The organism is Mycolicibacter nonchromogenicus (assembly GCF_002101775.1).
Taxonomy (GTDB): Bacteria; Actinomycetota; Actinomycetes; order Mycobacteriales; family Mycobacteriaceae; genus Mycobacterium; species Mycobacterium nonchromogenicum.
Window position 1 is genome coordinate 1 of the sequence record NZ_LQPI01000046.1, and the last position, 24,942, is coordinate 24,942.

At 69.3% G+C, this 24,942-nt stretch carries 23 protein-coding genes and 1 tRNA gene; 16 read left to right on the forward strand and 8 right to left on the reverse strand.

Annotated elements, in window-relative coordinates; translation table 11 throughout:
- Nucleotides 1-90: 90 nt before the first annotated feature.
- Nucleotides 91-2,043: an acetate--CoA ligase gene (acs, locus tag AWC18_RS11955; RefSeq protein WP_085138938.1), complete on the reverse strand. Its 1,953-nt coding sequence runs from the start codon at nucleotides 2,041-2,043 to the stop codon at nucleotides 91-93.
- 50 nt (nucleotides 2,044-2,093) lie between these two features.
- Here acs and AWC18_RS11960 point away from each other — a divergent pair, with 50 nt between their 5' ends.
- Nucleotides 2,094-2,840 carry an oxidoreductase gene (locus tag AWC18_RS11960; RefSeq protein WP_085138878.1) on the forward strand — a complete coding sequence of 249 codons (747 nt, stop codon included), beginning with the start codon at nucleotides 2,094-2,096 and terminating at the stop codon, nucleotides 2,838-2,840.
- Nucleotides 2,841-3,275: 435 nt separating this feature from the next.
- Here AWC18_RS11960 and AWC18_RS11970 read toward each other — a convergent pair whose 3' ends face one another.
- Nucleotides 3,276-4,142: an HAD-IB family hydrolase gene (locus AWC18_RS11970; protein ID WP_064998324.1), complete on the reverse strand. Its 867-nt coding sequence runs from the start codon at nucleotides 4,140-4,142 to the stop codon at nucleotides 3,276-3,278.
- 466 nt (nucleotides 4,143-4,608) lie between these two features.
- Here AWC18_RS11970 and ssd point away from each other — a divergent pair, with 466 nt between their 5' ends.
- The 7 genes from ssd to AWC18_RS12005 all read left to right on the forward strand — a co-directional run bounded on the left by ssd (nucleotide 4,609) and on the right by AWC18_RS12005 (nucleotide 9,159).
- On the forward strand, nucleotides 4,609-5,652 hold the full coding sequence (gene ssd, locus AWC18_RS11975) for a septum site-determining protein Ssd (protein ID WP_064998325.1): 1,044 nt from the start codon (nucleotides 4,609-4,611) through the stop codon (nucleotides 5,650-5,652).
- Nucleotides 5,649-6,833, forward strand: coding sequence for a TadA family conjugal transfer-associated ATPase (locus AWC18_RS11980; RefSeq protein ID WP_064998303.1), 1,185 nt, complete (start codon nucleotides 5,649-5,651; stop codon nucleotides 6,831-6,833). The genes ssd and AWC18_RS11980 overlap by 4 nt, the downstream gene beginning before the upstream one ends.
- Nucleotides 6,830-7,642, forward strand: coding sequence for a type II secretion system F family protein (locus AWC18_RS11985; protein ID WP_064998304.1), 813 nt, complete (start codon nucleotides 6,830-6,832; stop codon nucleotides 7,640-7,642). Before AWC18_RS11980 ends, AWC18_RS11985 begins: the two co-directional genes overlap by 4 nt.
- The gene (locus tag AWC18_RS11990) at nucleotides 7,639-8,229 is read left to right on the forward strand and encodes a type II secretion system F family protein (RefSeq protein WP_064998305.1); all 591 of its coding nucleotides are present in this window, start codon (nucleotides 7,639-7,641) and stop codon (nucleotides 8,227-8,229) included. Before AWC18_RS11985 ends, AWC18_RS11990 begins: the two co-directional genes overlap by 4 nt.
- Nucleotides 8,230-8,310: 81 nt before the next feature.
- Nucleotides 8,311-8,478, forward strand: coding sequence for a DUF4244 domain-containing protein (locus AWC18_RS11995; RefSeq protein WP_082961124.1), 168 nt, complete (start codon nucleotides 8,311-8,313; stop codon nucleotides 8,476-8,478).
- Between the two features lie 5 nt (nucleotides 8,479-8,483).
- Complete coding sequence (locus AWC18_RS12000; RefSeq protein WP_064998327.1) at nucleotides 8,484-8,831, forward strand: TadE family type IV pilus minor pilin; 348 nt, start codon at nucleotides 8,484-8,486, stop codon at nucleotides 8,829-8,831.
- A 16-nt stretch (nucleotides 8,832-8,847) separates the two neighbouring features.
- The gene (locus AWC18_RS12005) at nucleotides 8,848-9,159 is read left to right on the forward strand and encodes an Rv3654c family TadE-like protein (protein WP_234806512.1); all 312 of its coding nucleotides are present in this window, start codon (nucleotides 8,848-8,850) and stop codon (nucleotides 9,157-9,159) included.
- Here AWC18_RS12005 and AWC18_RS12010 read toward each other — a convergent pair.
- Both AWC18_RS12010 and sftH read right to left on the reverse strand, forming a co-directional pair.
- On the reverse strand, nucleotides 9,156-10,190 hold the full coding sequence (locus AWC18_RS12010) for a PAS domain-containing protein (RefSeq protein WP_085138879.1): 1,035 nt from the start codon (nucleotides 10,188-10,190) through the stop codon (nucleotides 9,156-9,158). The two genes, AWC18_RS12005 and AWC18_RS12010, sit on opposite strands and share 4 nt — an antisense overlap.
- Nucleotides 10,191-10,480: 290 nt before the next feature.
- Nucleotides 10,481-12,838, reverse strand: a complete 2,358-nt coding sequence (sftH, locus tag AWC18_RS12015) for a DNA 3'-5' helicase SftH (protein ID WP_085138880.1) — start codon at nucleotides 12,836-12,838, stop codon at nucleotides 10,481-10,483.
- A gap of 370 nt (nucleotides 12,839-13,208) precedes the next feature.
- Between sftH and AWC18_RS12020 the strand changes: the two genes are divergently transcribed.
- The 3 genes from AWC18_RS12020 to topA all read left to right on the forward strand — a co-directional run bounded on the left by AWC18_RS12020 (nucleotide 13,209) and on the right by topA (nucleotide 17,083).
- Complete coding sequence (locus tag AWC18_RS12020) at nucleotides 13,209-13,412, forward strand: cold-shock protein (protein ID WP_005138711.1); 204 nt, start codon at nucleotides 13,209-13,211, stop codon at nucleotides 13,410-13,412.
- Nucleotides 13,413-13,538: 126 nt separating this feature from the next.
- Entirely contained in the window at nucleotides 13,539-14,150 is a 612-nt protein-coding gene (locus AWC18_RS12025) for a hypothetical protein (RefSeq protein WP_085138881.1), read from the forward strand.
- Between the two features lie 134 nt (nucleotides 14,151-14,284).
- Nucleotides 14,285-17,083 (forward strand): type I DNA topoisomerase, encoded by a 2,799-nt coding sequence (topA, locus tag AWC18_RS12030; protein WP_420093332.1) that lies wholly within the window; start codon nucleotides 14,285-14,287, stop codon nucleotides 17,081-17,083.
- Nucleotide 17,084: 1 nt separating this feature from the next.
- Here the strand turns inward: topA and AWC18_RS12035 are convergent, their stop codons facing one another.
- Nucleotides 17,085-18,698: an adenylate/guanylate cyclase domain-containing protein gene (locus tag AWC18_RS12035; protein WP_234784481.1), complete on the reverse strand. Its 1,614-nt coding sequence runs from the start codon at nucleotides 18,696-18,698 to the stop codon at nucleotides 17,085-17,087.
- A gap of 87 nt (nucleotides 18,699-18,785) precedes the next feature.
- Here AWC18_RS12035 and AWC18_RS12040 point away from each other — a divergent pair, with 87 nt between their 5' ends.
- Complete coding sequence (locus tag AWC18_RS12040; protein WP_207504804.1) at nucleotides 18,786-20,012, forward strand: DNA polymerase III subunit delta'; 1,227 nt, start codon at nucleotides 18,786-18,788, stop codon at nucleotides 20,010-20,012.
- Between the two features lie 29 nt (nucleotides 20,013-20,041).
- Nucleotides 20,042-20,117 (forward strand) — tRNA-Thr (locus AWC18_RS12045).
- Between the two features lie 6 nt (nucleotides 20,118-20,123).
- Here AWC18_RS12045 and AWC18_RS12050 read toward each other — a convergent pair.
- Nucleotides 20,124-20,315 (reverse strand): hypothetical protein, encoded by a 192-nt coding sequence (locus tag AWC18_RS12050; protein ID WP_064998330.1) that lies wholly within the window; start codon nucleotides 20,313-20,315, stop codon nucleotides 20,124-20,126.
- Between the two features lie 147 nt (nucleotides 20,316-20,462).
- Between AWC18_RS12050 and AWC18_RS12055 the strand changes: the two genes are divergently transcribed.
- The 3 genes from AWC18_RS12055 to AWC18_RS12065 all read left to right on the forward strand — a co-directional run bounded on the left by AWC18_RS12055 (nucleotide 20,463) and on the right by AWC18_RS12065 (nucleotide 23,062).
- Nucleotides 20,463-21,167, forward strand: a complete 705-nt coding sequence (locus tag AWC18_RS12055; RefSeq protein ID WP_064998311.1) for a helix-turn-helix domain-containing protein — start codon at nucleotides 20,463-20,465, stop codon at nucleotides 21,165-21,167.
- A gap of 3 nt (nucleotides 21,168-21,170) precedes the next feature.
- Nucleotides 21,171-22,238, forward strand: coding sequence for a hypothetical protein (locus tag AWC18_RS12060; protein WP_085138882.1), 1,068 nt, complete (start codon nucleotides 21,171-21,173; stop codon nucleotides 22,236-22,238).
- Nucleotides 22,239-22,456: 218 nt separating this feature from the next.
- Nucleotides 22,457-23,062, forward strand: coding sequence for a hypothetical protein (locus AWC18_RS12065; RefSeq protein ID WP_085138883.1), 606 nt, complete (start codon nucleotides 22,457-22,459; stop codon nucleotides 23,060-23,062).
- Between the two features lie 318 nt (nucleotides 23,063-23,380).
- Here AWC18_RS12065 and epsC read toward each other — a convergent pair whose 3' ends face one another.
- Both epsC and cysK read right to left on the reverse strand, forming a co-directional pair.
- Nucleotides 23,381-23,965, reverse strand: a complete 585-nt coding sequence (gene epsC / locus AWC18_RS12070) for a serine O-acetyltransferase EpsC (protein WP_064998331.1) — start codon at nucleotides 23,963-23,965, stop codon at nucleotides 23,381-23,383.
- 8 nt (nucleotides 23,966-23,973) lie between these two features.
- Complete coding sequence (gene cysK, locus AWC18_RS12075; protein ID WP_064998314.1) at nucleotides 23,974-24,909, reverse strand: cysteine synthase A; 936 nt, start codon at nucleotides 24,907-24,909, stop codon at nucleotides 23,974-23,976.
- Nucleotides 24,910-24,942: the final 33 nt, after the last annotated feature.

The window sequence follows — 24,942 nt, forward strand, 5'->3', positions numbered from 1 at the left end:
CACCACCGCGCACACTCCGCCATCGGAGGCAAACCGCCGATCACCCGGCTGACCAACCTCCCTGGACATCACAGCTAGGCCCGCGTTGTCCTAGTCGGCCGCCCGAATCGCGTCGAACACGCTGGGGTCCACCAGGGTTGAGGTGTCGCCGAGTTCGCGGCCGTCAGCGATGTCACGCAGCAGCCGCCGCATGATCTTGCCGCTGCGGGTCTTGGGCAGTTCCGGCACGACATGCACGTCGCGGGGCTTGGCGATCGGCGAGATCTCCACGGTGACCCGCTCACGCAGGTCCTCGACGATCGCGCCGCCCACATCGGTGTGCGAGGCCGCCAGCACCACGAACGCGCAGATCCGTTGGCCGGTCTGCTCATCGACGGCGCCGACGACGGCGGCCTCGGCCACCGCCTCGTGACCGACCAACGCGGACTCCACCTCAGCGGTGGAGATCCGGTGCCCGGAAACATTCATCACGTCGTCGATCCGGCCCAGCACCCAGATGTCGCCGTCGGCGTCGTAGCGGGCGCCGTCACCGGCGAAGTACCAGCCCTGCTCGGCGAAGCGCGACCAGTAGGTAGCGACGAACCGCTCCGGGTCGCCCCAGATCCCGCGGGTCATCGCCGGCCACGGCGCATCGATGACCAGGTAGCCCGACACCGGTTCCCCGCCGGCATCGTCCGGCGACAACAGATCGCCGTGATCGTCGACGATGCGAGCCGAAATCCCGGGCAGCGGAGTCATCGCAGCGCCCGGCTTGGCCGTGGCGACTCCGGGCAGCGGGGTGATCATCGCCGCGCCGGTCTCGGTCTGCCACCAGGTGTCGATCACCGGAACCGCGTCCGCGCCGATCACCCGCCGGTACCAGCGCCAGGCCTCCGGATTGATCGGTTCGCCGACCGAGCCCAACAGCCGCAGGCTGGACAGGTCGTGGGCGTCGGGCACTTCGCGGCCCCACTTCATGAACGTGCGGATCAAGGTGGGCGCGGTGTAATAGATTGTCACGCCGTACTTTTCGATGATGTCGAAGTGCCGGTGGTGGTCCGGGAAGTCCGGGGTGCCCTCATAGATCACCTCGGTGGCACCGTTGGCCAACGGCCCGTACACCGCGTAGGTGTGGCCGGTGACCCACCCGATGTCGGCCGTGCACCAGAAGACGTCGGAGGCGGCCTTGAGGTCGAACATGTAGTGGTGGGTGTAGGCCGCCTGCGTCAGATAGCCGCCGCTGGTGTGCACGATGCCCTTCGGCTTGCCCGTGGTCCCCGACGTGTACAGCAGGAAAAGCGGCTGCTCGGCGTCGAACGCTTCCGGGGTGTGCTGCGGCGCAGCCGGATTCACCACGTCGTGCCACCACAGGTCGCGGTCGGGGTTCCAGGACACCTCGCCGCCGGTGCGCCGAACCACCAGCACGTGTTCGACGCTGCTCTCTTCGGCCAAGGCCTCGTCGACCGCGGGCTTGAGTGGCGCCGGCTGGCCGCGGCGGAACTGTCCGTCAGAGGTGATGACCAGCTTCGCCTCGGCGTCGTCGATCCGGGAGCGCAGCGCGTGCGCGGAGAACCCGGCGAACACCACGGTGTGCAGCACGCCCAGGCGCGCGCACGCCAGCATCGCGATGACCGCCTCGGGGATCATCGGCAGGTAGATCGCCACCCGGTCGCCGGCGACCAGACCGAGCGCGGTCAGGGCGTTGGCGGCCCGGGAGACCTCGACAAGCAGGTCGGCGTAGGTGATGGTGCGGGCCTCGCCGTGCGGCTCTCCCTCCCAGTGGATCGCCACCCGGTCGCCGAGGCCGGCTTCGACGTGGCGGTCCACGCAGTTGTAGGCGACGTTGAGCTTGCCGTCGCCGAACCAGCGCGCGAACGGAGCGTCTGAGTAGTCGAGCACCTCGGTGAAGGGCGTCGCCCAGCTCAACCGCTTGGCCTGCTCCGCCCAGAACCCGAGCCGATCGGCTTCGGCGGCGCGATACAACTCAGGACCGGCGTTGGCCTGCGCGGCGAACGCGGCGGAGGGAGGGTACGTCGACGCTGAGGCGGCAGGGGTTGCGGTCACGGTCACCGAGCCTAATCACCTCGATCTCCTCGCCGGTAGTGTCACAGCCCGTGACCACCGCGGAGGATCCACTGGCCCCATTAGTTCAGCTGCCCGGTGTGTCCGAGGCCAGTGAACAGGTACGTGACGAGTTGGCTCGGGTGCATCGGCACAAGACCAACATGCGGGGCTGGCCGGTCAGTGCTGCGGAGGCTTCGTTGCGGGCGGCGCGGGCATCGTCGGTGCTCGACGGGGGTCCCTCGGCCGTGGACGCCGAGGCGACCTCTGACCCGGTGTTCGCCGGGGCGCTGCGGGTGGCCCAGGCTCTGGAAGGCGGGGAGACCGGTCTGGTCGAGGTGTGGCGGCGTGCGCCGCTGCAGGCCTTGGCCCGGCTGCACGTGCTGGCCGCCGCGGACCTCGTCGACGAGGAACGGCTCGGCCGGCCCGAGGGCGGCGCGGCGGTCGGTCGCCGGCTGGAGATGTTGGCCGACCTGGCCACCGGCGGTACGTCGGTGGCGGCCCCGGTCTTCGCGGCGGTGGTGCACGGCGAACTTCTGACGCTTGCGCCGTTCGGCAGCGCCGACGGCGTGGTGGCTCGCGGCGCGGCGCGGCTGGTCACCATCGCCAGCGGATTGGACCGCCACGGCCTGGGCGTGCCCGAGGTGACTTGGATGCGCAACGCGCGCGATTACCGGCGGGCGGCGGCGGACTTCGCGAGCGGCTCAGCCGAGGGCGTCACCGCCTGGCTGCTGCTGTGCTGCGGCGCGATGCGCACCGGTGCGCTCGATGCGCTGGGGATTGCTGAGGCGGGTCGCTGAGCGGTGATTCACCGCTGCTGCGAAACGTCCTGAGACAACGAAGCGGGCGGCGCTCCGAATGATTCGGCTCGCCGCCCGCTAGCACGGTACACGGTTACCAAGCGTCCAACGTGGGCTGCGTGGGTGGCCTCGGCGCTCCTGCGGTGTTCTTCGGCTGCTGCCCCACCCAAAGGGCTGTCGACACCGATCACGTTCCGCAATTACGCAGGCCCGCAACACTTCTGCCATCTTCGCGGCTGTGGCTCCGCGTGGGTACCGCTCTCCGTACTGGGAAGTGCGGCTCGGGAGATCGATCCTTCTCTTCCGGGTCGACCCTGGCCTTGCCGGCTTCCGTGCTTCCTTTGTACTACGTGACACACGACACATCAAGGGTCAATCGCGCCCGAGGCGCGCGGTGTCATCGGATTGTGACCCGTGAAGTTTGCTGGAGGTCGCTCAGGGCACCAGTCGGCGCAGCAGGGAGTAGGTCAGTGCGCCGGCGGCCAGTGCGCTGAAGCCGACCGCAGCCGTGGTGGCCAGTGCAGCCCCCGAGGGCGCCGGGATGCGGTCACGCAGCGACACCGGCTGCGAGAAAGTCAGTATCGGCCAGCCGTTGGCGATCGCCTCTTTGCGCAGGGCGCGATCGGGGTTCACCACCGAGGGGTGTCCGACCACCTGCAGCATGGGCAGGTCGGTGATCGAGTCCGAGTAGGCGTAGCAGTGCTCCAGGGGGTAGCCCTCGCGGGCGGCCAGCTCGCGGATGGCCTGCACCTTGCCTTCGCCGTAGCAGTAGAACGCGATCTCGCCGGTGTACTTGCCGTCGGCGACCACCATCCGGGTCGCCATGGCGTGGGTGGCGCCCAATGCCCGGGCGATGGGAGCCACGATCTCCTCCCCGGAGGCCGAGACCACCACGACGTCGCGGCCGCAGAGTTTGTGATCGGCGATCAGCTCGGCCGCCTCCGCGAAGATCAGCGGCGTGACGATGTCGTGCATCGTCTCGTTGACGATCGACTTGACCTGTTCCACGTCCCAACCGGTGCACATGTTGGTCAGGTGGGCGCGCATCCGCTCCATCTGGTCATGGTCGGCGCCGGACAACAGCATCAGGAATTGGGCATAACTCGACTTGAGCACCGTACGACGGTTGATCAGTCCTTGGTCCATAAAGGGTTTGCTGAAGGCCAGCGCGCTGGACTTGGCAATGACCGTTTGGTCGAGGTCCAGGAACGCCGCGGTGCGGGTTCGGGGGGCCCCGGAAGGATCGGTGGCGGCCGCGAGTGAGGCGGGCGCCGACTGTGGCTGCGGAGTGGATGCGGTCACCGCCACAGCATAGGTCCGCTAGGCCTGCTAACCCGGCGCTAACGAAGAAAGAGCACTTCACACGTAGTGCGAGATTTAGGTCGCCGTTTGATAGCAACACTTGCAAATACTTGCGCCGGACCACCTGGTCGTGTGTATAGTGGCATCACTCGGCTTATGCTGAGGGTGTATCGGCCCGACCCCCCGGGGTTGATACGCGACGACCTCCGCCTCCTCCCCCCCTGGCGGGGGTCGTCTTTTTTAACCGGTAATTTGTTCGCCGGAGAGCCCTCGAGTTGACTGGAACGTGTTGCAGATCGGGCTTTTCATCCGATTAGTTTGATTTAGCCGGTAACACATAACTTCGAGTTATCCACAGTAGGAATTTTCATCCCCAGTTGGTGACGGTCCTACGTCGTGGCGGGGGTCGTCGCGCCACAGTGAACCGGTGAGCGCAGCCGCCGGCCTGTTGGCCCTTGTCACCCAGATGCCGCTGCGCGACGAAGTGGACCGGGTGGCCGCAGCCGCGGGTCTACGGGCCGTCCACCTCGGCGCCGAGGTGCCCCACCGCAGGGCCTGGTCGGCCGCTGCTGCCGTGGTCCTCGACGAACAGGCGGCCGTCCGCTGCGGCCAGGCCCGGCTGCCGCGCCGTCCCCACGTCATCGTGCTCACCGGTGAGCCACCCACCACCCTCAGCTGGCAGGCCGCTGTCGCGATCGGCGCGCAACGGGTGATGGTGCTGCCTGCCGACGGCAACGAGCTGGTGGCCGAGCTGGCTGAGGCCGGCGAGTCGGTGCCCGACGGATCGCGGCGCGGCGACGTCATCGCGGTGATCGGCGCCCGCGGGGGTGCGGGCGCATCGCTGCTGGCCACGGCCATGGCCCAGCGTGCAGGTGATGCGCTGCTGGTCGACCTCGATCTCTGGAGCGGGGGTGTCGATCTGCTGGTGGGCACCGAAGGCGCTGCCGGCTTGGGCTGGCGTGACCTGGCGCAGCACAGTGGGCGGCTGAACTGGGCGGCGCTTCGTGAAGCGCTGCCCCGCCGGCTCGGGGTGAGTGTGCTGTCGGGAGCCCGCCGCGGCGACGCTTCCCACGAGATCACTGACGTCAACGCCGGCACCGTCGAGGCGGTGGTGGATGCGGCACGTCGTGGCGGGGTCACCGTGATCTGCGATCTGCCCCGGTCATTGGTCGATCCGGCCGAAGCCGCGATGAGCGTCGCCGATCTCGTGGTGGTGGTCAGCTCCTGCGACGTACGGTCGTGCGCGGCCGGCGCCGCAATCGCACCGCGGCTGCGCGCGGTCAATCCCCATGTCGGCCTGGTGGTGCGCGGACCGGCGCCCGGCGGTCTGACCGCCGCGGAGGTGGCAGAGATCGTCGGGCTGCCGCTGCTGGCCGCGGTGCGGGCCGAGCCCCGACTGGCCGAGCGACTCGAACACGCCGGTCTGCGGTTGCACCGCCGGTCCGCGCTGGCGGCGGCAGCCGGTCAGGTGCTGGAGCTGTTGCCGCAGCGGAAAGCGCTGGCGTCATGAGAGATTCGCTGATCGACCGAGTGCGGGAACGCCTTGCCGCAGAGGCCGGTCAATCGACGGAACTGCGTCCCCAGGCGGTTGCCGCCGCAATCCGCGCGGAATCCGGTGGAGTGCTCGGCGACACCGAAATGCTGTCCAGTCTGCGGGTGCTGCAGACCGAACTGAGCGGCGCCGGCGTGCTGGAACCCCTGCTGTGCTCCCCGGGCACCACCGACGTCCTGGTCACCGCCCCCGACGCGGTATGGGTCGACGACGGGGCAGGGCTGCGGCGCAGCGAGGTTCGGTTCGCCGACGAAGCCGCGGTGCGACGGTTGGCCCAACGGCTGGCGGTGGCCGCGGGGCGCCGGCTCGACGACGCCCAGCCCTGGGTCGACGGGCAGTTGCACGGCTTCAACGTCGGAGCCACCGGCGAATTCACCGTGCGCCTCCACGCGATCCTGCCACCGGTGGCAGCCGGCGGAACCTACCTGTCGCTGCGGGTGTTGCGCCCGGCCACGCAAGATCTCGCCGCACTGACCGCCGCCGGTGCCATCGCGCCGCAGGCGGCCGCGCTGCTGGCCGACATCATCACCGCCCGACTGGCGTTTTTGGTCTCCGGCGGCACCGGCGCCGGGAAGACCACGCTGCTGGCCGCCCTGCTCGGCACCGTCAGCGAGGCCGAGCGGGTGGTGTGCGTCGAAGACGCACCCGAGCTGCAGCCGCGCCACCCGCACCTGGTCCGGCTGGTGGCCCGCGCGGCGAACGTCGAAGGCGCCGGCGAGGTGGGCCTGCGCGAACTGGTGCGGCAGGCGCTGCGGATGCGGCCGGATCGGTTGGTGGTCGGCGAGGTGCGGGGCGCCGAAGTGGTCGACCTGCTCGCCGCACTGAACACCGGCCACGACGGCGGCGCCGGAACCGTGCACGCCAACAATTCGGCCGAAGTCCCGGCCCGCCTGGAAGCGCTTGCCGCACTGGGGGGTCTGGACCGGGCCGGCCTGCACAGCCAGCTGGCAGCGGCGGTCCAGGTGCTGCTGCACGTCGCCCGGGCCCACGACGGCAAGCGGCGGCTCACCGACATCTCGATGCTGCGCCGCACCGCCGCCGGGCAGGTTCAGGCCGCACCGGTGTGGCAGATCGGGCGAGGCCTGACCGATCACGCCGTCGAATTCCGTGCCCTGCTGCGCGAACGGATGCCCGCATGAGCGGCCCAACCACCGCCGCACTGGCGTTGGCCGCGGCGACACTGCTCGTTGTTTCGCCGCGCCGCCGGATCGCGCCGGCCGGTCCGCTGCTGCGCGGTCGGGTCGCCGGACGGACCGGCCGCTGGGCCCTCTTCGCCGCCGCGGCTGCGGCGGTTGGGCTGGCTGCGCTGTTTCTGCCGCAAAGCATCTGGTTGGCCGGCGCCGTGCTGGGCACCACCGCCGTCGCGCGCCGCCGCCGTGGTCTGCGTCGCCGCCGGGCGGTCGCCGAATCGGGTGCCCTGGAGACCGCGCTGGACGCCCTGGCCGGTGAGCTGCGTGTCGGAGCGCATCCGGTGCGGGCGTTTGCGCTCGCGGCCGCCGAGTCCACCCATCCCGCGGTGGCGGCCGGTCTGGGCGGTGTCGCCGCCCGGGCCCAACTCGGAGCCGACGTCGCGACCGGCCTGCGTGACGCCGCCGCCTGTTCGGCGTTGCCCTCGCTGTGGGAGCGGCTCGCCGCCTACTGGGAGCTCGGCGGCCAACACGGCCTGGCGATCGCCACGCTGATGCAGGCGGCGCAACGCGATGTCTCGGCGCGGCAGAGATTCTCGGCACGAGTCGACGCCGGAATGGCCGGCGCCCGCGCCTCGGCGACGCTGTTGGCCTGCCTCCCGGTCCTGGGTGTGCTGCTGGGGCAATTGATCGGAGCTCGGCCGGTGGTCTTTCTGCTCGGCGGAACCGGTGGGGTGCTGTCGCTGATCGGGATATGCCTGGTCTGCGCCGGGCTGCTGTGGTCAGACCGGATCACCAGCCATGCGGGCGGGGCCGTATGACCGCCGCCGCGATCCTTCTGGCGGTGGCGGTGGTCGCTGCCGCCGGACCGGCGACGGTGCGATCGCGGGCTGGGCAGCCTCGCCTGCAGCGGCCGGCGCCGCGGCGGGCCGCTCCGGGCGGCGACGCGCTGGCGCTGGCGGCCGACCTCGAGGTGTTCGCGCTCTGCCTGACCGCCGGAATGTCGGTGTCGGCAGCGGCCGCGGCCACCGCCCGGCACGCTCCGCCGGAGCTGGCGGCGGCGTTGCATCGCGGGGCGGAGCTGCTGGCGCTGGGTGCCGAACCGGGCATTGCCTGGTCGGCGCCGAACGATCCGGCTGTCGGGGAGCTCGCCCCGACGACCGTCGCGGTCCTGCGTCTGGCCCGGCGGTCGGGGTCATCGGGCACCGCGTTGGCCACCGGGCTCGGTGAACTCGCCGCACAGTGTCGCGAAGAGGCCGCGCATTCGGCCACGGCCGCCGCGGAGCGGGCCGGCGTGCTGATCGCCGGGCCGCTCGGACTGTGCTTTCTGCCCGCGTTCGTCTGCCTGGGCATCGTGCCGGTCGTGGCCGGGCTGGCCGGCGGCGTACTGAGCTCAGGCCTGCTGTGAAGGAGAGGGATCGATGAAGGAGGCGCTGTGAAAACTCAGATAGCATGGGCGCGCAACGTGTTTCGTGTGCTGTCGCTGAAGATGGTGCTGCTGGCATCCGACGACTCCGGGATGTCCACGGTGGAATACGCCATCGGCACTATCGCTGCCGCGGCCTTCGGCGCCATCCTCTACACGGTGGTCACCGGCGATTCGATCGTCTCAGCGCTGAACCGCGTGATCGGCCGGGCACTGAACACCAAGGTCTGAGGGTGGTGCGCGGCCGTGCACGAATCGTCGCGGACTCCGGCGCCAGCACCGTCGAGGCGGCGTTCGCGCTGGCGGCCCTGGTCTGCGTTTTGGTGTTCTGCCTGGCCGGGATCACCGCGGTGTCCGCCCAGATCCGCTGCGTCGACGCCGCGCGGGAGGCCGCCCGGCTGGCGGCGCGGGGCGACACCGCCGCGGTCACCGCCGTGGTGGGACGCGTCGCCCCCGACGGTGCGACAGTCGCACTGCGCACCGAAGGCGACGTGGTGGTCGCCCGCGTCACCGCCCGGCCGGTTCTGTTGCCCGGCTTGGCGATCACCGCCGAAGCGGTCGCGGCGGTCGAACCGTCGCGGTGACGCCGGCGCGGCCACGGTGGCCGCTGCCGCGATGATCGTGGTGCTGCTGAGCATCACCGGCGGCGGCTTCGTGCTCGGCGCCGCGGTCATCGCCCGACACCGTGCCCAGGCCATCGCCGACCTGGCGGCTTTGGCCGGCGCGAGCGGGGTTCCGGCCGGGCCCGCCGAGGCCTGCGCGTGGGCGACGATGCTGGGCTCGCGGATGCACGCCGGTGACATCAGCTGCACAGTGGACGGACTCGACGCGGTGGTCACCGTCGCGATGCCGGTGCCCGGCTGGCGCCTCGGTCCCGCCCGGGCGACGGCGCGCGCCGGGCCGGTCGGCTAGGAGGTCTCCGCGGCGGCGCTCAACCCGGCGTCGGCGAGTTCGGCGTCGTTGGGCAGTCGCAGCGCGACCAGCCCGGCCATGGTCCCCTCGTCGAGCTCTACCTGGGTGACGGTGACGTGGAGCGGCGCCCAGCCGCCGTCCTGCTGGCGCAGCCGCAGCACGCCGCTGGCCGGCGCCCGCAAACGAGCCATGTCGGCTTCCATCCGAGTGGCCCGCTCCTGGTCGTCGGGATGAATGCGCGATGCCTCCGGACTGCGCCAGTCGTAGAACGGGCACGGTCCATCCAGCCACTTCAGCATTCGCCGGTTGGACAGATCCCCCATGGCCCGGTACACGCCCGGCTGGGCCAGTGCGCGCAGGATCTGCTGCGCCAAGTAGTCGGGACGATGCACTGCGCCGTCGAAATGGCAGCGCCAGTTCAGCCCGCGCGTCACCAGATGCTCCTGCCCGCCGGGGACGACCTCGCGGGCGGTGCGCACCACGAAGCCCACTCGAATGTTCTCGCCGGTGAAATCGGTGACATCCCAACTGCTGCAGATCGTCTGTCCCGCTTCGGCCCGGATCGCCAGGGCCAGCAATTTGTTCTCGTTGGGACTGAACTCCCGGGTGGGCAGCTGTTCGACGAACGCGCGACCGTGCGTTGCCTCCACCTCGGGGTCCTTGCCGCTGTTGGTCAGCGACTCCACGGTGTCGGTGGCCACGCCCAGGGTCAGGTCCCACTTCAATGCGCCGGGGATGGGCCGCCCGGGCGGTTCCGTGTCGGCCGGCCCGGTCCAGACATGCACCCCGTGCACCCGGCCGTCGGACATCACCACCGGCTCGGTGCGGATCACCCGATTGGGGCGGGGCGTGATGCTGGCCAGGCTCTGATTGGTGCGCACTGTTTCGGCGATCGCGGTCCGAATCGCCGCGTGGTGTGGGCTGCGTCGCAGGAACTGCGTGAGGGGCACCAGATTCTTCAGCTGACGGTCCTGCGCGACGACTACCGGTTCACCACCGAGGGTCTCCACCAGCAACCAGTCGTTCGCCACAAGTCGCGATATTACGGCCACCGGCCCTCTACCAGCGTTAACCGCGGGTAATTTCCCGGAACTGACGCAATTTTCGTCCCGAGCGCCGCGCGGTCGAGTTGCGGAGGTTCCGGTGTAGCCGGTAACTTACGGCCGCATCCGGTCACGTATCGGGTGGGGAACGGATCGCATCTTCGACCGTTCGTCTTACGGTCCCGCGTGATGCGCGGTGACGCCTGTGACTGCGACGCAGTCGCCGGGGTAGGGGCTCGGGGGAGTCGGCCGTTCGGGGGGTCGGCCGACTCCCGCAGTCACTGCCTGCCCGCGCCGTCCAGCTTGCCGAGCACCAGACGCAGTATTGCCACCGCGCCTTCCTTATCTAATGGGTCGTTGCCGTTACCGCACTTGGGCGATTGCACACACGACGGACAGCCGTTCGGGCACTCGCAGGATTCGATCGCGTCCGCGGTGGCGGAAAGCCAGGTTGCCGCCGCGCGGAAGCCCCGCTCGGCGAAGCCGGCACCGCCCGGATGGCCGTCATAGACGAAGACGCTGGGCAGACCGCCCAGCGCCAGCGGGCCGACGGCGGTGGACAGGCCGCCGATGTCGCCGCGATCGCAGCTGGCCACCAGTGGCAGCAGCCCGATCGCCGCGTGCTCGGCGGCGTGTAACGCTCCCGGGATCGCAGGCTCGGGGACCCCGCAGGCCGCCAGCGCCTCTGCCGTGACGGTGTAGACCACCGCCATGGTGGGCAACGTCGCCGGCGGAACGTCCAGGTCGACGAAGTCCAGCACCTCCCCGGTCGGCAACCGCCGCAGATAGCCGACGATCTGGCGGGTCACCGTCACCGGAACCAGACCGAGACTGACCGGACCGAACCAGGCGCGTTCGCCTTCGCCCGTCACGTCGATGTCGGTGATCTCGCGAGCGAACGTGGTGTAGCCGGGATCCTCAGCGTGCACGAACGCGATCTGACCCTCGATGTCGAGCGAATCGACCACATAACTTTCGCCCTGATGCAAATACACCGCGCCCGTGTGCACCGTGGCCGGCGCTCGCCCGGCATCGACGCTGCCCAGCAGTCGGCCGGTGTCGGCTTCCACGATCACCACCTGCCCGCCGGCCGACCCGCGGATCTCCACCGTCGCGTGCGGGTCGAGCCCCGGCACCGGGAAGTACTTCTCGGCTCGCCGCCGCAACAATCCGTCGTCCACCAGCGCGCCGGTCACCTCCTCGGCGCCCCACTGCGCCACCTCGGTGACCGTCAGCGGCAGCTCGGCGGCCGCGCACAGCAGTTGCGGCCCCAGCACATAGGGATTGGACGGGTCGATCACCACCTGCTCGACCGGCCTGTCCAGCAGCGCCGCGGGGTGGTGCACCAGGTAGGTGTCCAACGGATCGTCGCGAGCGACCAGCACGATCAGCGCCGTCTGACCCCGCCGGCCCGACCGGCCCGCCTGCTGCCAGAAGGAGGTCACCGTGCCGGGGAAGCCGGCGATCACCACCGCGTCCAACCCGGCGATATCCACTCCGAGTTCTAAGGCGTTGGTGGTGGCCAGGCCGTAGAGCTCCCCGTCGGCCAGCGCACGCTCCAAGGCGCGGCGATCTTCGGCCAGGTAACCGGCCCGGTAGGAGGCGACCTTGTCGACCAGGGCCGGGGCGACCGATTCCAGGCGGGTGCGGGCCGCCAGCGCGGTGAGTTCCGCGCCCCGACGCGAGCGCACGAAGGTCAGGGTGCGTGCCCCCTCGGCGATCAGGTCGGCCATCACCCGGGCCGCCTCGCTGCCCGCGGCGCGGCGCACCGGGGCACCGTTCTCGCCGGTCACATCGGTGCGCAGGGCCGGCTCCCACAGCGCCACGGTCCGGGCGCCGTGCGGCGATCCGTCTTCGGTGACCTCAGAAACGGGCCTGCCGATCAGCGCCGACGCACTGGCGCCGGGTGCGGCGGTGGTGGCGCTGGCGAAGATCACGGTGGGCCCGGCAACCGCACCCGGCGCCGCATAACGCTCACACAACCGCAGCAGCCGTCGCAGCACCATCGCCACGTGCGAGCCGAAGATCCCCCGGTAGTAGTGGCATTCGTCGACGATCACGAAGCGCAGTCCGCGCAGGTAGGCAGCCCAGCGGGCGTGGTTGCGCAGCAGCGACAGGTGGATCATGTCCGGGTTGGAGAAGATCCAGCGGGACCGTTCCCGGGCGAACCGGCGGATCTCGGTGGCACTGTCGCCGTCGTAGGCGGTGGGTGCCACGGCTGTGGCCTCGCCGCACAGGCGCGGCACCGCCGCGGTCAGGGCGTGTGCCGCGCGCAGCTGATCGTGCCCCAGCGCCTTGGTCGGTGACAGATACAGCACCCGGGCGCGCGGATCGTCGGCCAGTGCCTGCAGCACCGGGAGCTGATAAGCCAGCGATTTCCCCGACGCCGTCCCGGTGCTGATCACCACGTGCTGCCCGGCGTGCGCCAAATCGGCGGCGGCCAGTTGATGCGACCACGGCACCTCGATACCGCGCCCGGTGAAGGCACCGATCACATCCGGCTCGGCCCAGTCCGGCCAGGCCCCGGTGCGGCCCGCTGAGGCCGGCAGGTCGGCGACGTGACGAAGCGGGTCTTCACCCATTTCCACCCCGGCGAGCGCGGCGGCGAGCAATTCCCCGCCGAAATTCGCCGTCATTGGCTCCATCCTCAATTACCTGGTTTATGCGGCGGCCCCAGCCTCGCCTCTCCTACGTCGAGTCTCGCTGAACCGCCGGCCTCGAATGCCCGCCGCCGTATTGTTCACCCTTCGGCCGAGATTTCGGCACCGCAGTCTGTCCTCGGCGCGATGAACATGGTTGACTGATGGCGGTCGTAGCTTCTGTGTTCGTGTTAAGCCTTCGCAGGATCTGTGGTTGCGGCCGCAGTGCCCGCGAGGGAGCGTCGGTGTCAGCATCGGCCGACCGCCAGGGTACGGCGGTTGGAACAGGCCCGGGGCAGCGAAAAATCGGTGCCCCGAACAACGGTGCGCACCGCACCGGGCAAGAAGAGTAAGGAAAGATCGACAAATGCCACAGGGAACTGTGAAGTGGTTCAACGCAGAGAAGGGCTTCGGCTTCATCGCGCCCGAGGACGGGTCAGCGGACGTGTTTGTCCACTACACGGAAATCCAAGGGTCCGGTTTTCGTACCCTCGAGGAAAATCAGCGGGTTGAGTTCGAGGTCGGGCAGAGCCCCAAGGGCCCCCAGGCCACCGGCGTCCGCGCCGTCTGAGCTACGGAATTTGACGTCACCCCCCGGGCAGCTTCCACCAACGGAGCTAGGCCGGGGGGTTTCGTTTCGGGTGGGTAAGACTGCCCCGGATGCCGCCGGATGGTTCACCGGCTTACTGTCTGTGACGTGAGCCAGCTTTCCTTCTTTTCGGCAGAGTCGGTGCCGCCGAGCGTCACCGACCTCACCGGGGTGCTGGCTGGCCCGGGACAGATCGTCGTCGTGGGCGACGGAGCGCGGCTGTCGGTCGTGGTCGACGCCACCTGGCGAGCCGTGGCACTGGCCGAGCTGATCGGCGAGGCAGGTCTGATGTCCGAGGTCACTCGCACCGAAGAAGACACCCCGCTGGTGCGGACTGCGGTCGACGCGCGCCTGCGCGTGCTGGCCCGGGCATGGACCCGCGGGGCGGTGAAGACCGTTCCGCCGCAGTGGCTGCCGGGTCCGCGTGAGCTGCGGGCGTGGACGCTGGCGGCGGGTTCCGCCGAGGACGACCGCTACCTGCTCGGACTCGACCCGCACGCGCCGGACACCTACGAACCGCTGGCCTCGGCCATGATGCGGGTCGGAATCGCGCCCACCCTGATCGGGACGCGCGGGGGTCATCCGGCGCTGCGGATCACCGGCCGGCGCAGGTTGTCGCGGCTGGTCGAAAACGTCGGGGAATCACCCGCGGATCCCGAGGCGTTACGTCAATGGCCGCGTGTCGGAGCCACGATCCCGGGTCATCCGGACGGGCTTTGAGAGAATGCACTGCTGAACGCCGGTTTGCATCGGCGCGGTCGTGAGTGCGAGATTGTCAGTTGTCCACCGGAGGCGCGACGCGGCGGTGCGGACAGAAGTGGAGTGGTAAGCGCAAGGTGGCTGACTCTAAGACGGTGAGCGCCCGCAACGGCGATAATTCACCCGTGCGGCGGCTCGTCATTGTCGAGTCGCCCACCAAGGCACGGAAAATCGCGGGTTACCTGGGCCGCAACTACATCGTCGAGTCTTCTCGAGGGCATATCCGGGACCTGCCGCGCAACGCCGCCGACGTGCCGGCCAAGTACAAGACCGAAGCGTGGGCGCGGCTCGGTGTCAACGTCGATGCCGACTTCGAACCCCTCTACATCGTCAGTCCCGACAAGAAGAGCACCGTCGCCGAGCTCAAGGGCCTGCTCAAGGACGTCGACGAGCTCTATCTGGCCACCGATGGTGACCGGGAGGGCGAGGCGATCGCCTGGCATCTGCTGGAGACCCTCAAGCCGCGCATCCCGGTCAAGCGAATGGTGTTCCACGAGATCACCGAGCCGGCGATCCGCAACGCCGCCGAGAACCCCCGCGACCTGGACATCGACCTGGTAGACGCGCAGGAGACCCGGCGCGTCCTGGACCGGCTGTACGGCTACGAGGTCAGCCCCGTGCTGTGGAAGAAGGTCGCGCCGAAGCTGTCGGCGGGCCGCGTCCAGTCGGTGGCCACCCGCATCATCGTGCAGCGCGAACGCGAGCGGATGGCGTTCCGCAGCGCCTCCTACTGGGATGTCGTCGCCCAACTGGACGCCAGCGTCTCCGACCCGACAGCGTCCCCGCCCAACTTCAGCGCCCGACTGGTGGCCGTCGACGACCTGCGGGTGGCCAGCGGTCGCGACTTCGACTCGCTGGGAGCGCTGAAGAAGCCGGACGAGGTGCGGGTACTCGACGAAGCCGCGGCCACCGCCCTGGCGGCGGGCCTGCAGGGCGCGTCGTTGTCGGTGACGTCGGTGGAGGAGAAGCCCTACACCCGGCGGCCCTACGCGCCCTTCATGACCTCGACGTTGCAGCAGGAAGCCGGTCGCAAGCTGCGGTTCTCCGCCGAGCGGACCATGAGCATCGCCCAGCGGCTCTACGAAAACGGCTACATCACCTATATGCGTACCGACTCGACGACGCTGTCGCAGTCGGCTATCGATGCCGCCCGCACGCAGGCGCGCCAGCTCTACGGCGAGGAGTACGTCTCGCCGTCGCCGCGGCAGTACACCCGCAAGGTCAAGAACGCCCAGGAAGCCCACGAGGCGATCCGGCCGGCCGGCGAGACCTTCGCCACCCCCGACGCGGTCCGCAACGAGCTGGGCAGCGACGAGTTCCGGCTCTACGAGCTGATCTGGCAGCGCACCGTCGCCTCGCAGATGGCCGACGCCCGTGGCACCACGCTGAGCCTGCGGATCGGCGGACAGTCCGGTAGCCAGCAGGTGACGTTCGCCGCCAGTGGCCGCACCATCACCTTCGCCGGCTTCCTCAAGGCCTACGTGGAGACCGTCGACGAGTTGGCCGGCGGTGAAGCCGACGACGCCGAGCGCCGGCTGCCGCAGCTCACCCAGGGCCAGCGGGTGGACGCCACCGAGCTGACCCCCGACGGCCACGCCACCAATCCGCCGGCGCGCTACACCGAGGCCTCGCTGGTCAAAGCACTCGAGGAGCTGGGCATCGGGCGGCCCTCGACCTACTCCTCGATCATCAAGACCATCCAGGACCGCGGCTATGTCTACAAGAAGGGCAGCGCCCTGGTCCCCACCTGGGTGGCCTTCGCCGTGATCGGGCTGCTCGAGCAGCACTTCGGCCGGCTGGTCGACTACGACTTCACCGCCGCCATGGAGGACGAGCTCGACGGGATCGCGGCCGGACGCCAGCGCCGGGTCGACTGGCTGCACAACTTCTACTTCGGTGGCGACTACGGCGTCGACGACTCGATCGCGCGGGCCGGCGGCCTGAAGAAGCTGGTCGGGGTCAACCTGGAGGGCATCGACGCCCGCGAGATCAACTCGATCCGGCTGTTCGACGACGCCGAGGGCCGGCCGATCTATGTGCGGGTGGGCAAGAACGGCCCGTACCTGGAGCGCATGATCACCGGCGACGACGGCGAGCCCACTCCGCAGCGGGCCAACCTGGACGACTCGCTGCCCCCCGACGAGCTGACCCTGGCGCTGGCCGAGGAACGCTTCGCCACCCCGCAGGAGGGCCGGTCGCTCGGTGTCGACCCGGCCACCGGGCACGAGATCGTCGCCAAGGACGGCCGCTACGGCCCGTATGTCACCGAAGTCCTGCCGCCGCCCCCGGACGACGAGTCCGGCAGCACTGCCAAGAAGGGCAAGAAGCCGACCGGCCCGAAGCCGCGCACCGGTTCGCTGCTGCGCAGCATGAGCCTGGAAACCGTGACGCTCGAGGATGCACTGAAGCTGCTGTCGTTGCCGCGGGTGGTGGGTGTCGACCCCGAGTCCGGCGAGGAGATCACCGCGCAGAACGGCCGCTACGGGCCATACCTGAAGCGCGGCACCGATTCTCGGTCGCTGGCCACCGAGGAGCAGATCTTCGAGATCACCTTGGACGAGGCGTTGAAGATCTACGCCGAACCCAAACGCCGTGGCCGCCAGTCGGCGGCGGCTCCGCCGCTGCGGGAGTTGGGTACCGACCCGGCCAGCGGCAAGCCGATGGTGATCAAGGACGGCCGGTTCGGTCCCTACGTGACCGACGGTGAGACCAACGCCAGCCTGCGCAAGGGCGACGAGGTGGCCACGATCACCGATGAGCGTGCCGCCGAACTGCTCGCCGACCGCCGCGCGCGGGGGCCGGCGAAGAAGGCCGCCAAGAAGACGGCCCGCAAGGCCCCCGCCAAGAAGGCGCCGGCGAAGAAAGCGGCCGCCAAAAAGGCTGCCAAGAGCTGAGTCAGTCGGCCGAGACCGAGGTTTCGGTGTCGTCGGCCGCCTCGTCCGAAGTCGGTTCCAGCGCAGCAAGATTCAGCGGCCGCGCCAGCTGAGTGGGAGCAGTGCGCCCACGCAACTCGACGATCTCGCCGACCTCCCAGCACAGCGCCTCGGCGTCCACGGCGCCGCTGACCGCGACCGCCGAAGCCAGCACGTGGCCCTCCTCGAGCTTGGCCAGCTCCGTCAGCCGGGCAGCCTCGTTGACGGGGTCGCCGATCACGGTGTATTCGAAACGGGCTCGGGCGCCGATGTGGCCCGCGATGGCCCGGCCGGCCGAGACCCCGATGCCGAACTCTTCGGAACCCAGCACCGGCAGCAGGCCGTCGTGCAGTTCGCGGGCCGCTGCCAAGGCCGCGCTTGAGGCGTCCGGGTGCTCGATGGGTGCACCGAAGATGGCCAGCGCCGCGTCACCCTGGAATTTGTTGACGAAACCGCCGTGGCGTCCGACGGCCTCCACCACGACCCGGAAAAAGTCGTTGAGCAGGTTGACGACCTCGCTGGGTGGCCGCGTCGCAGCCAGCTGGGTGGAACCCACCAGGTCGATGAAGAGCACCGCCACGTCGCGTTCCTGGCCGCCCAGCTCGGTGCCGCGCTCCAAGGCTCGCCGGGCCACGTCTTCGCCGACGTAGCGGCCGAACAGGTCGCGCAACCGCTGCCGCTCGGCCAGGTCGCGCACCATGTCGTTGAAGCCGGCCTGCAGCAGCCCGAGCTCGCTGGCGTCGTAGATCTGCATGTGGGCGTTGTAGTTGCCGCGCTGCACCTCGCCCAGCGCCCAGCGCAGTTGGCGCAGCGGGTCTGCGATCGACATCGACACCAGCACGGTGCCGGCCAGCCCGATCCCCAGCGCGGCCAGCGCCATCAGCAGGATCGGGGTGAACAGTTTGTCCGGTGAGGCGTTGAGCAACGATGCCTTGCCGGCCAACACCGACAGCACGATCGCCAGCACCGGCACCCCGGTCGACAGCAGCCAGGTCAGCAGCTGCCGAAGGATCACCCCCGGCGCCCGCAGATTCTCCGGAGTGCCGTCACGCAGGGCTGCGACGGCGACTGGGCGCAGCACTCGCTCGGACTGCAGGTAGCCGATGATCGCGGTGGCGGCGGCCCCCAGCGCGGTGGCGGTGACCACCACCGGCACCACCTTGTGCACCACCTGCCAGCTGATGGCGACGAACACCACCCCGCCGACCGTCCAGTAACCGATGCTGATCAGGGAGCGGTAGAACGGCATCCGCAGCGCCCGGGACCGGGCCAGTTCGGTATCTGCCGGGTCGGAGTCCGGGATCTCCACATCGGCCAGCAGCGCCTCCCGGCGTTGCCAGCGGAACACCGGCATCAGCAGAGCGGTGCTGAGCGAGAAGCCGATGGCGAACAGGCACAGCAGGACGACGGCGAACAGCGCCAGGTTCAGGCGCGGCAGGTCCTGCAGGTTGATGCGGTCTTCGTCGGGCAGGCCGAACCGCAGGAAACCGAAGACGAACAGCGACCCGATGATGTCGGCCTGCAGCATGCTCAGCGTGAAGACCGGCCAGGGCGTGCGCACGACCCAGCGGACGAATCGGCTGATCCGCCCGACCATGGTCGTGGTGCTCACCAGCACACCGTATCGGGCGAGACGACAAAGCCCGAGTCCAAATGTCCGGTTAAGCCACTACTGTGACCGATGATGTCCGGGGTTTTCGCGCGTTTGGTGGGCCAGCAGTCGGTCGAAGCCGAATTGCTGGCCGCCGCACGGGCTTCTCGCCGTGATTCAGCGCACAGTGGGATGACCGCGGGCGGTATGTCACACGCCTGGCTGATCACCGGCCCGCCCGGATCCGGGCGGTCGATCGCGGCGGTGTGCTTCGCCGCCGCGCTGCAGTGCACCGCCGACGAGGCCGACGGCGGCCCCGGCTGCGGCCGGTGCCGCGCCTGCACCACAACCATGGCCGGCACCCACGCCGATGTGCGGCGAGTGGTGCCGGAGGGGCTGTCCATCGGCGTCGATGAGATGCGGGCCATCGTGCAGGCCGCCTCCCGGCGGCCCGGGACCGGCCGCTGGCAGATCGTGGTGGTCGAGGACGCCGACCGGCTCACCGAGGGCGCGGGCAACGCCCTGCTGAAGGTCGTTGAGGAGCCGCCGCCCTCGACGGTGTTCCTGTTGTGCGCCCCCTCGGTCGACCCCGAGGACATCTCCATCACGTTGCGGTCCCGGTGCCGCCACGTGGCGCTGGTGACGCCGTCGCCGGCCGCTATCGCCCAGGTGCTGATCGAGACCGACGGGCTCGATCGCGAGACCGCGGACTGGGCGGCTGCGGTCAGCGGCGGCCACGTGGGCCGGGCCCGACGGCTGGCCACCGATTCCGATGCCCAGCAGCGCCGCCGGCGGGCGCTGTCGCTGGTGCGCGACGCGGCCACCCCGTCGCGGGCGTTCACCGCGGCCGACGAGTTGGTGGCCGCCGCGGAGTCTGAGGCCCGGGATCTGACCGCCGACCGCGACGAAGCCGAGACCGAGGAACTGCGCACCGCGCTGGGCGCCGGCGGCACCGGCAAAGGCACCGCCGGCACGCTGCGCGGCACCGCCGGGGTGATCAAGGACCTGGAGCGCCGGCAGAGTTCGCGCCAGAAGCGGGCCGCCCGCGATGCGCTGGACCGGGCCCTGATCGATCTGGCCACCTACTTCCGCGACGCCCTGCTGGCCGCCACGGCAGCAGCGGGTGTGGCCCGGCCGAATCACCCGGACATGACCGATGCGGTGGCGGCCATCGCCGCCCACGCACCGCCGGATCGGCTGCTGCGCTGCATCGAGGCGGTGCTCGAATGCCGCGAAGCACTGGCGACCAACGTCAAGCCCCGCTTCGCCGTCGGCGCCATGGTGGCCACCGTCGGACAGGCCCTGCGAGACGACCTGTAGACTGGCCCGGCCCGGTTTAGGCGGGGCGCGCCACCTTAGCTCAGTCGGTAGAGCAATTCACTCGTAATGAATAGGTCAGGAGTTCGATTCTCCTAGGTGGCTCCATGCAGTTCAGGCGGGGTAATCACCCGCCTGTTCCTCTTTGACAGCCTGTAGGGCGCGGATAGGGCGCGAATACTCGGCCAGGGCGGCGGTGTAGTCGGGCACCGTGACGGACCGCTCGACGTAGTGGCGGCGGGTGATTTCGCTGCTGCTGTGCCCGGCCTGCCGGGCTGCGGCTTCCAGCCCCATCGAGCGTTCCACCGCGGTGACGACGGACTTGCGGATCGAGTGCGGGACAACCCACTTGAAGTCCTCGCCGCGGATCGCCCGCCAGTGCGTGCGCACGTTGGGACGGGGCACCCAACCTGACATATGCACAACTATATCGTTATGACTATAGTTGTGCATATGTCCAGTAGTGTCACCACGCTGCAAGCTGCCGAGCGCCTGGGCGTACACCCCTCCCGGGTGCGCGCGCTCATCGCTGCGGGAGCACTGCTCGCGAGGCGCGCCGGTAGACAGTGGCTGATTGACGCCGATAGCCTGGACCGCCACGCCGACCTCGTGGCTGCTGGTGCCACCGGGCGATCCTTCGCGCCGCGCATCGCCTGGGCTGCCGCTGCGTTGTGCGACGGCCTCGATGACGGGCTTACCGCGGCCGATCGCTACCGCTTGCGCAGCCGCCTGGTGCACTCCGCGGACCGCGACGTAGACGCTTGCGCGTTGGTGCGGCGGTGGCTGTCGCGGCGGGCGAATTCGGTGGACCGCTACCGCGTCGGCGAACGCGACCTGGCGCAGCTCTTGGCCGCCGACGGTGTCCTGGCCACCGGGATCAGCGCCGCATCGGAGTACAGCCTTGGGCTGGCAGCCGGCGGATCTGCCGACGCCTACGTCAACGATCAGACCCGCCGCGAGTTGGTGGAAAAGTTCGTCTTGATCGACAGTGCGCGGGGCAACCTCACATTACGGGTGACCGATGCCGCGCCGTTCGACAATGCGGCTGCGCCACGGCTGATCGCCGGAGCCGACCTCGCTGACGACGCCGACGCGCGCACCCGCGCTGCGGGTTGCGCACTGATCAATGACGCGCTGCGCGCGGTGCGGGAAGGGTGAGTCGTGTCAGAACCGGGCACTGGGGACAACGCCGCGGCCTTGGTTGCGATCGCGGCTATCACCGGGCAATCGGTGCCCAGTGCCACCGAGATTTTTTGTGCCATCAAGACATCTGCCCCACAACAGGATTCGGCCAGCGCTGCGGATATCGGTAAGGCGGTGAACCGTCTGTGCACCCGGATAGGACTCGCGCCGGCACTGGCGAAGGATGAACGCAAGCAGCACATCCGAGTGCTGCGCGAACTGGCCAAAAGCGAAGCAATCTCCCTCACCCTCGGCGACCTGCATGCCTGGAGCGAGGTGCTGCGCACTGTCCCGGAGAAAATTCCGACGATCGAACGTGAGCCGGTCGCGTTGCCGCAGATGCCCGAACACCAGGAAGCGATGTGGGCGACACTGTTCGACTTTGAGGAGACTGGCCCGCCTCCCTGGGTGCTGGTGGGTGGGCAGATGACGGCGCTTCATCTGGCTGAGCATTCCACCACCGGGCACCGTCCCACCGATGACGGCGACATGGTCGTCGGAGTCTGGACGCGCCGTGATGCGTTGCGCGGCACCGCGGCATATTTGACCGACAGCGGATTCACCGAAAGCCCTACCAGCGACGGCTTCGGTTACCGTTTCGCTCGGGGCAACACCACCATCGACGTGATGATCCCCGAAGGACTCGACCGCCAGCAGCGCTACCCGACGACGACTTCGGGGCGTCCGGGTCTTCAGGCGGACGGCGGTAACCAGGCACTGACCCGAGCCGAGCGGGTGCCGGTGAACCTCAGCGGGCGTGTGGGTTACATCCGCCGCCCGAACCTGCTGGGTGCCTTGGTAGTGAAAGCCCGCGCATGGATCGTGGACACCCGCAACCCCGAGCGGCATGCCCAAGACTTGGTCGCACTCGCTGACGTCGCGCTGGGGGATCCTCGCGCGGTCATCAGCCAGGCGCGTCCCGATGACCGCCATGCCATCCGTGTAGCCTTACAGAATCTTCCCGTCAGTCATCGACTGCTGCGTGCAACCGAAGACCCATCCGCTGTTCACGCATTCCTGAGTCGCCTGGCTCAGCCACCGAGCTAGATCACATGCTGCGGTGGGGACGTCGTATTCGCGCCAGCTGATGTATCGGATGGAGGCTTGGCATCGTGGCTTCGGGTGATGCTTGACAGCTACTTCGGTTGAGCCCTTGATGAGGGAGGAGTTGAGCGTGGCTGAGCAGAGGTATCAGGCTGTGATGGCGGTGGTCGGCGACGGGTTGTCGGTCACTGAGAGCGAGGCGACGGGGTTACGGTTCCCCTATGGCTGACGACGAAGTCACCCAAGCGGCAGCCGCCGACGAGCCGCAGCCGACCACTGAGCTTGATCCGTCCGAGACTGCGAGCGCTGGCCAGTTGGCCTACAGCGACCACACCAGCAGTGTTCCGGTCATCGACTATCAGCCGCCGTCGCGCACGGGCTGGATTCTCGCGCTGGTGCTGGCAGCCGCCGGGGCGCTGGCCGCAGCCATGTTCATGCTCGGCCGCAGCACTGCGCCGGGTACCGCGCCCATCGCGGCTGCGCCGTCGTCCAGCTCCACCGCGCCCATCGCGGCTGCGCCGTCGTCCAGCTCCACCGCGCCCGCGCCAGTCGCCGCGCCGCCGGTCCCGACGTCTGCAGCTGCGCCGCCCCCTGCACCACCCACCATCGTGGTTCCACCATCGGGCCCCACCACCTCGGTTCCCCCGCTGGCCACCCCGCAGGCTCGTATCGCCGAACCGATGATCTGTTCGTGGCATTACCAATACCCGGAGATGCAGCCGGTTGACCTGGCGTTGTCCCTGACCGACCGAGGCATCTACAACAGCTACGACGAAGCCCGGCTGGTAGTCGACCTGGTACTCGCAGACGGCTGCCACGGAATCTGACAGCTGGGTCGAGCCGACTGGCTACGCCATCGACGCTGGCCGGTTGCCGCAGCCGGGTTGCTGGATTGCATAGGGTGCCAGAGGCAATTCGGTTGCCGACGCCCTAGACCGGTACCGCCGCGAGGCTACGGAGCAGGCCACACCCAGCCGAGCCTCCGGCAGCTCCCGCCGGACTAGCTGAGTAATAACACTGCCGCTCAACGCGGTTGCGCGGCGCCGTCACTGGGAGCGAGATCTCCCGGAGTCATTGGCTCGTAATGAATAGGTCAGGAGTTCGATTCTCCTAGGTGGCTCCATGCAGGACGCAGCCGCGATGACTCAGATGTACATCGCCGGGTCGATGTAGCTGGTCGGATCCACCAACGGCTCGCGCTGCTTCTCGGTGCGATGCCGCACCGCGGCCGGTATTCCCGTGGCGATGCAGTCTGCCGGAACATCTTGGGTAACAACGGCATTGGCGCCGATAGCGCTGCCGTCGCCGATGGTGATGGGGCCGAGCACCTTGGCGCCGGCGCCCACCGTCACGCCATTGCCGATGGTCGGGTGGCGCTTGCCCTGATTCAGTGAACGCCCGCCGAGGGTGACGCCGTGGTAGACCATGACGTCATCACCGATCTCGGTGGTCTCACCGATCACCACGCCCAGACCGTGGTCGATGAAGAATCGCCGGCCGATGGTCGCGCCGGGGTGGATCTCGATTCCGGTGGCGAACCGGGTGGCCTGAGCCAGCACGCGGGCCACCCCGCGCAGCGCCGGTCTTGCCCACAGCCGGTGCGCCAGCCGATGCGCCCAGATCGCGTGCAGTCCGGAATAGACCAGGGCGTTCTCGAAGTCGCCCCGCGCGGCCGGGTCATGGGCGCGCGCGTTGCGCAGGTCCTCGCGCAGCGTTCTCCACAGGCTCACGAACGCGATCATTCCCTGATGTGTTCGAACAATGGCGTCGAGATGTAGCGCTCGCCGAAGTCCGGGATCACCACCACGATCAGCTTCCCGGCGTTCTCGGGCCGTTTGGCCAGCTCCAGGGCGGCCCACACGTTGGCGCCGGCCGAGATTCCGCCGAGGATGCCCTCCTGGGTGCCCAGGGCGCGAGACACCCGGATGGCGTCATCGAACTGGGCGTCGATGATCTCGTCGTAGGCGTTGCGGTCGAGCACCTCGGGGATGAAGTTGGGTCCCAGCCCCTGGATCTTGTGCGGACCGGGGTCGGCGCCGTTGAGGATCGCGGAGTCCTTGGGCTCCACGCCCACGATCTGGACCTCGGGCTTGCGTGCCTTGAGGACGTGCGAGACGCCGGTGAGCGTGCCGCCGGTACCGATGCCGGCGACGAAGATGTCGACGGCGCCGTCGGTGTCCTCCCACACCTCCTCGGCGGTGGTGCGTTCATGGACGGCCGGGTTGGCCGGGTTGGCGAACTGATTCGCGGACAGGGCGTTGTGGGTGTCGGCGACGATCTGCTTGGCCTTGGCCACCGCACCGGCCATCCCCTCGGAGCCGGGCGTCAGCACGATCTCGGCGCCGTAGGCGCGCAGCATCACCCGGCGCTCGGTGGACATGGTGTCCGGCATGGTCAGGATCACCTTGTACCCGCGGGCGGCGCCGACCATCGCCAGGGCGATACCGGTGTTACCGCTGGTGGCCTCGACGATGGTGCCGCCGGGGCGCAGCTGGCCGGATTTCTCCGCGGCGTCGATGATCGAGACGCCGATGCGGTCCTTGACGCTGTTGGCGGGGTTATAGAACTCGAGTTTGGCCACCACTTGGGCGCCCAGCCCCTCGGTCAGCCGGTTGAGCCGCACCAGGGGAGTACGTCCGACCAGCTCGGTGACGTTGCCGTAGATCTTGCCCATCAATTGCCCTTTCCTGCCGAGGCCGCCATAGGA

Coding starts and splice junctions, on each gene's coding strand:
- AWC18_RS12055 (WP_064998311.1), top strand. CDS start 20,463: ATGTCCAGTAGTGTCACCACGCTGCAAGCTGCCGAGCGCCTGGGCGTA.
- AWC18_RS12065 (WP_085138883.1), top strand. CDS start 22,457: ATGGCTGACGACGAAGTCACCCAAGCGGCAGCCGCCGACGAGCCGCAG.
- AWC18_RS12040 (WP_207504804.1), top strand. CDS start 18,786: ATGTCCGGGGTTTTCGCGCGTTTGGTGGGCCAGCAGTCGGTCGAAGCC.
- ssd (WP_064998325.1), top strand. CDS start 4,609: ATGCCGCTGCGCGACGAAGTGGACCGGGTGGCCGCAGCCGCGGGTCTA.
- AWC18_RS11995 (WP_082961124.1), top strand. CDS start 8,311: ATGGTGCTGCTGGCATCCGACGACTCCGGGATGTCCACGGTGGAATAC.
- AWC18_RS11985 (WP_064998304.1), top strand. CDS start 6,830: ATGAGCGGCCCAACCACCGCCGCACTGGCGTTGGCCGCGGCGACACTG.
- AWC18_RS11980 (WP_064998303.1), top strand. CDS start 5,649: ATGAGAGATTCGCTGATCGACCGAGTGCGGGAACGCCTTGCCGCAGAG.
- AWC18_RS11990 (WP_064998305.1), top strand. CDS start 7,639: ATGACCGCCGCCGCGATCCTTCTGGCGGTGGCGGTGGTCGCTGCCGCC.
- cysK (WP_064998314.1), bottom strand. CDS start 24,909: ATGGGCAAGATCTACGGCAACGTCACCGAGCTGGTCGGACGTACTCCC.
- sftH (WP_085138880.1), bottom strand. CDS start 12,838: ATGACGGCGAATTTCGGCGGGGAATTGCTCGCCGCCGCGCTCGCCGGG.
- AWC18_RS12020 (WP_005138711.1), top strand. CDS start 13,209: ATGCCACAGGGAACTGTGAAGTGGTTCAACGCAGAGAAGGGCTTCGGC.
- AWC18_RS12035 (WP_234784481.1), bottom strand. CDS start 18,698: ATGGTCGGGCGGATCAGCCGATTCGTCCGCTGGGTCGTGCGCACGCCC.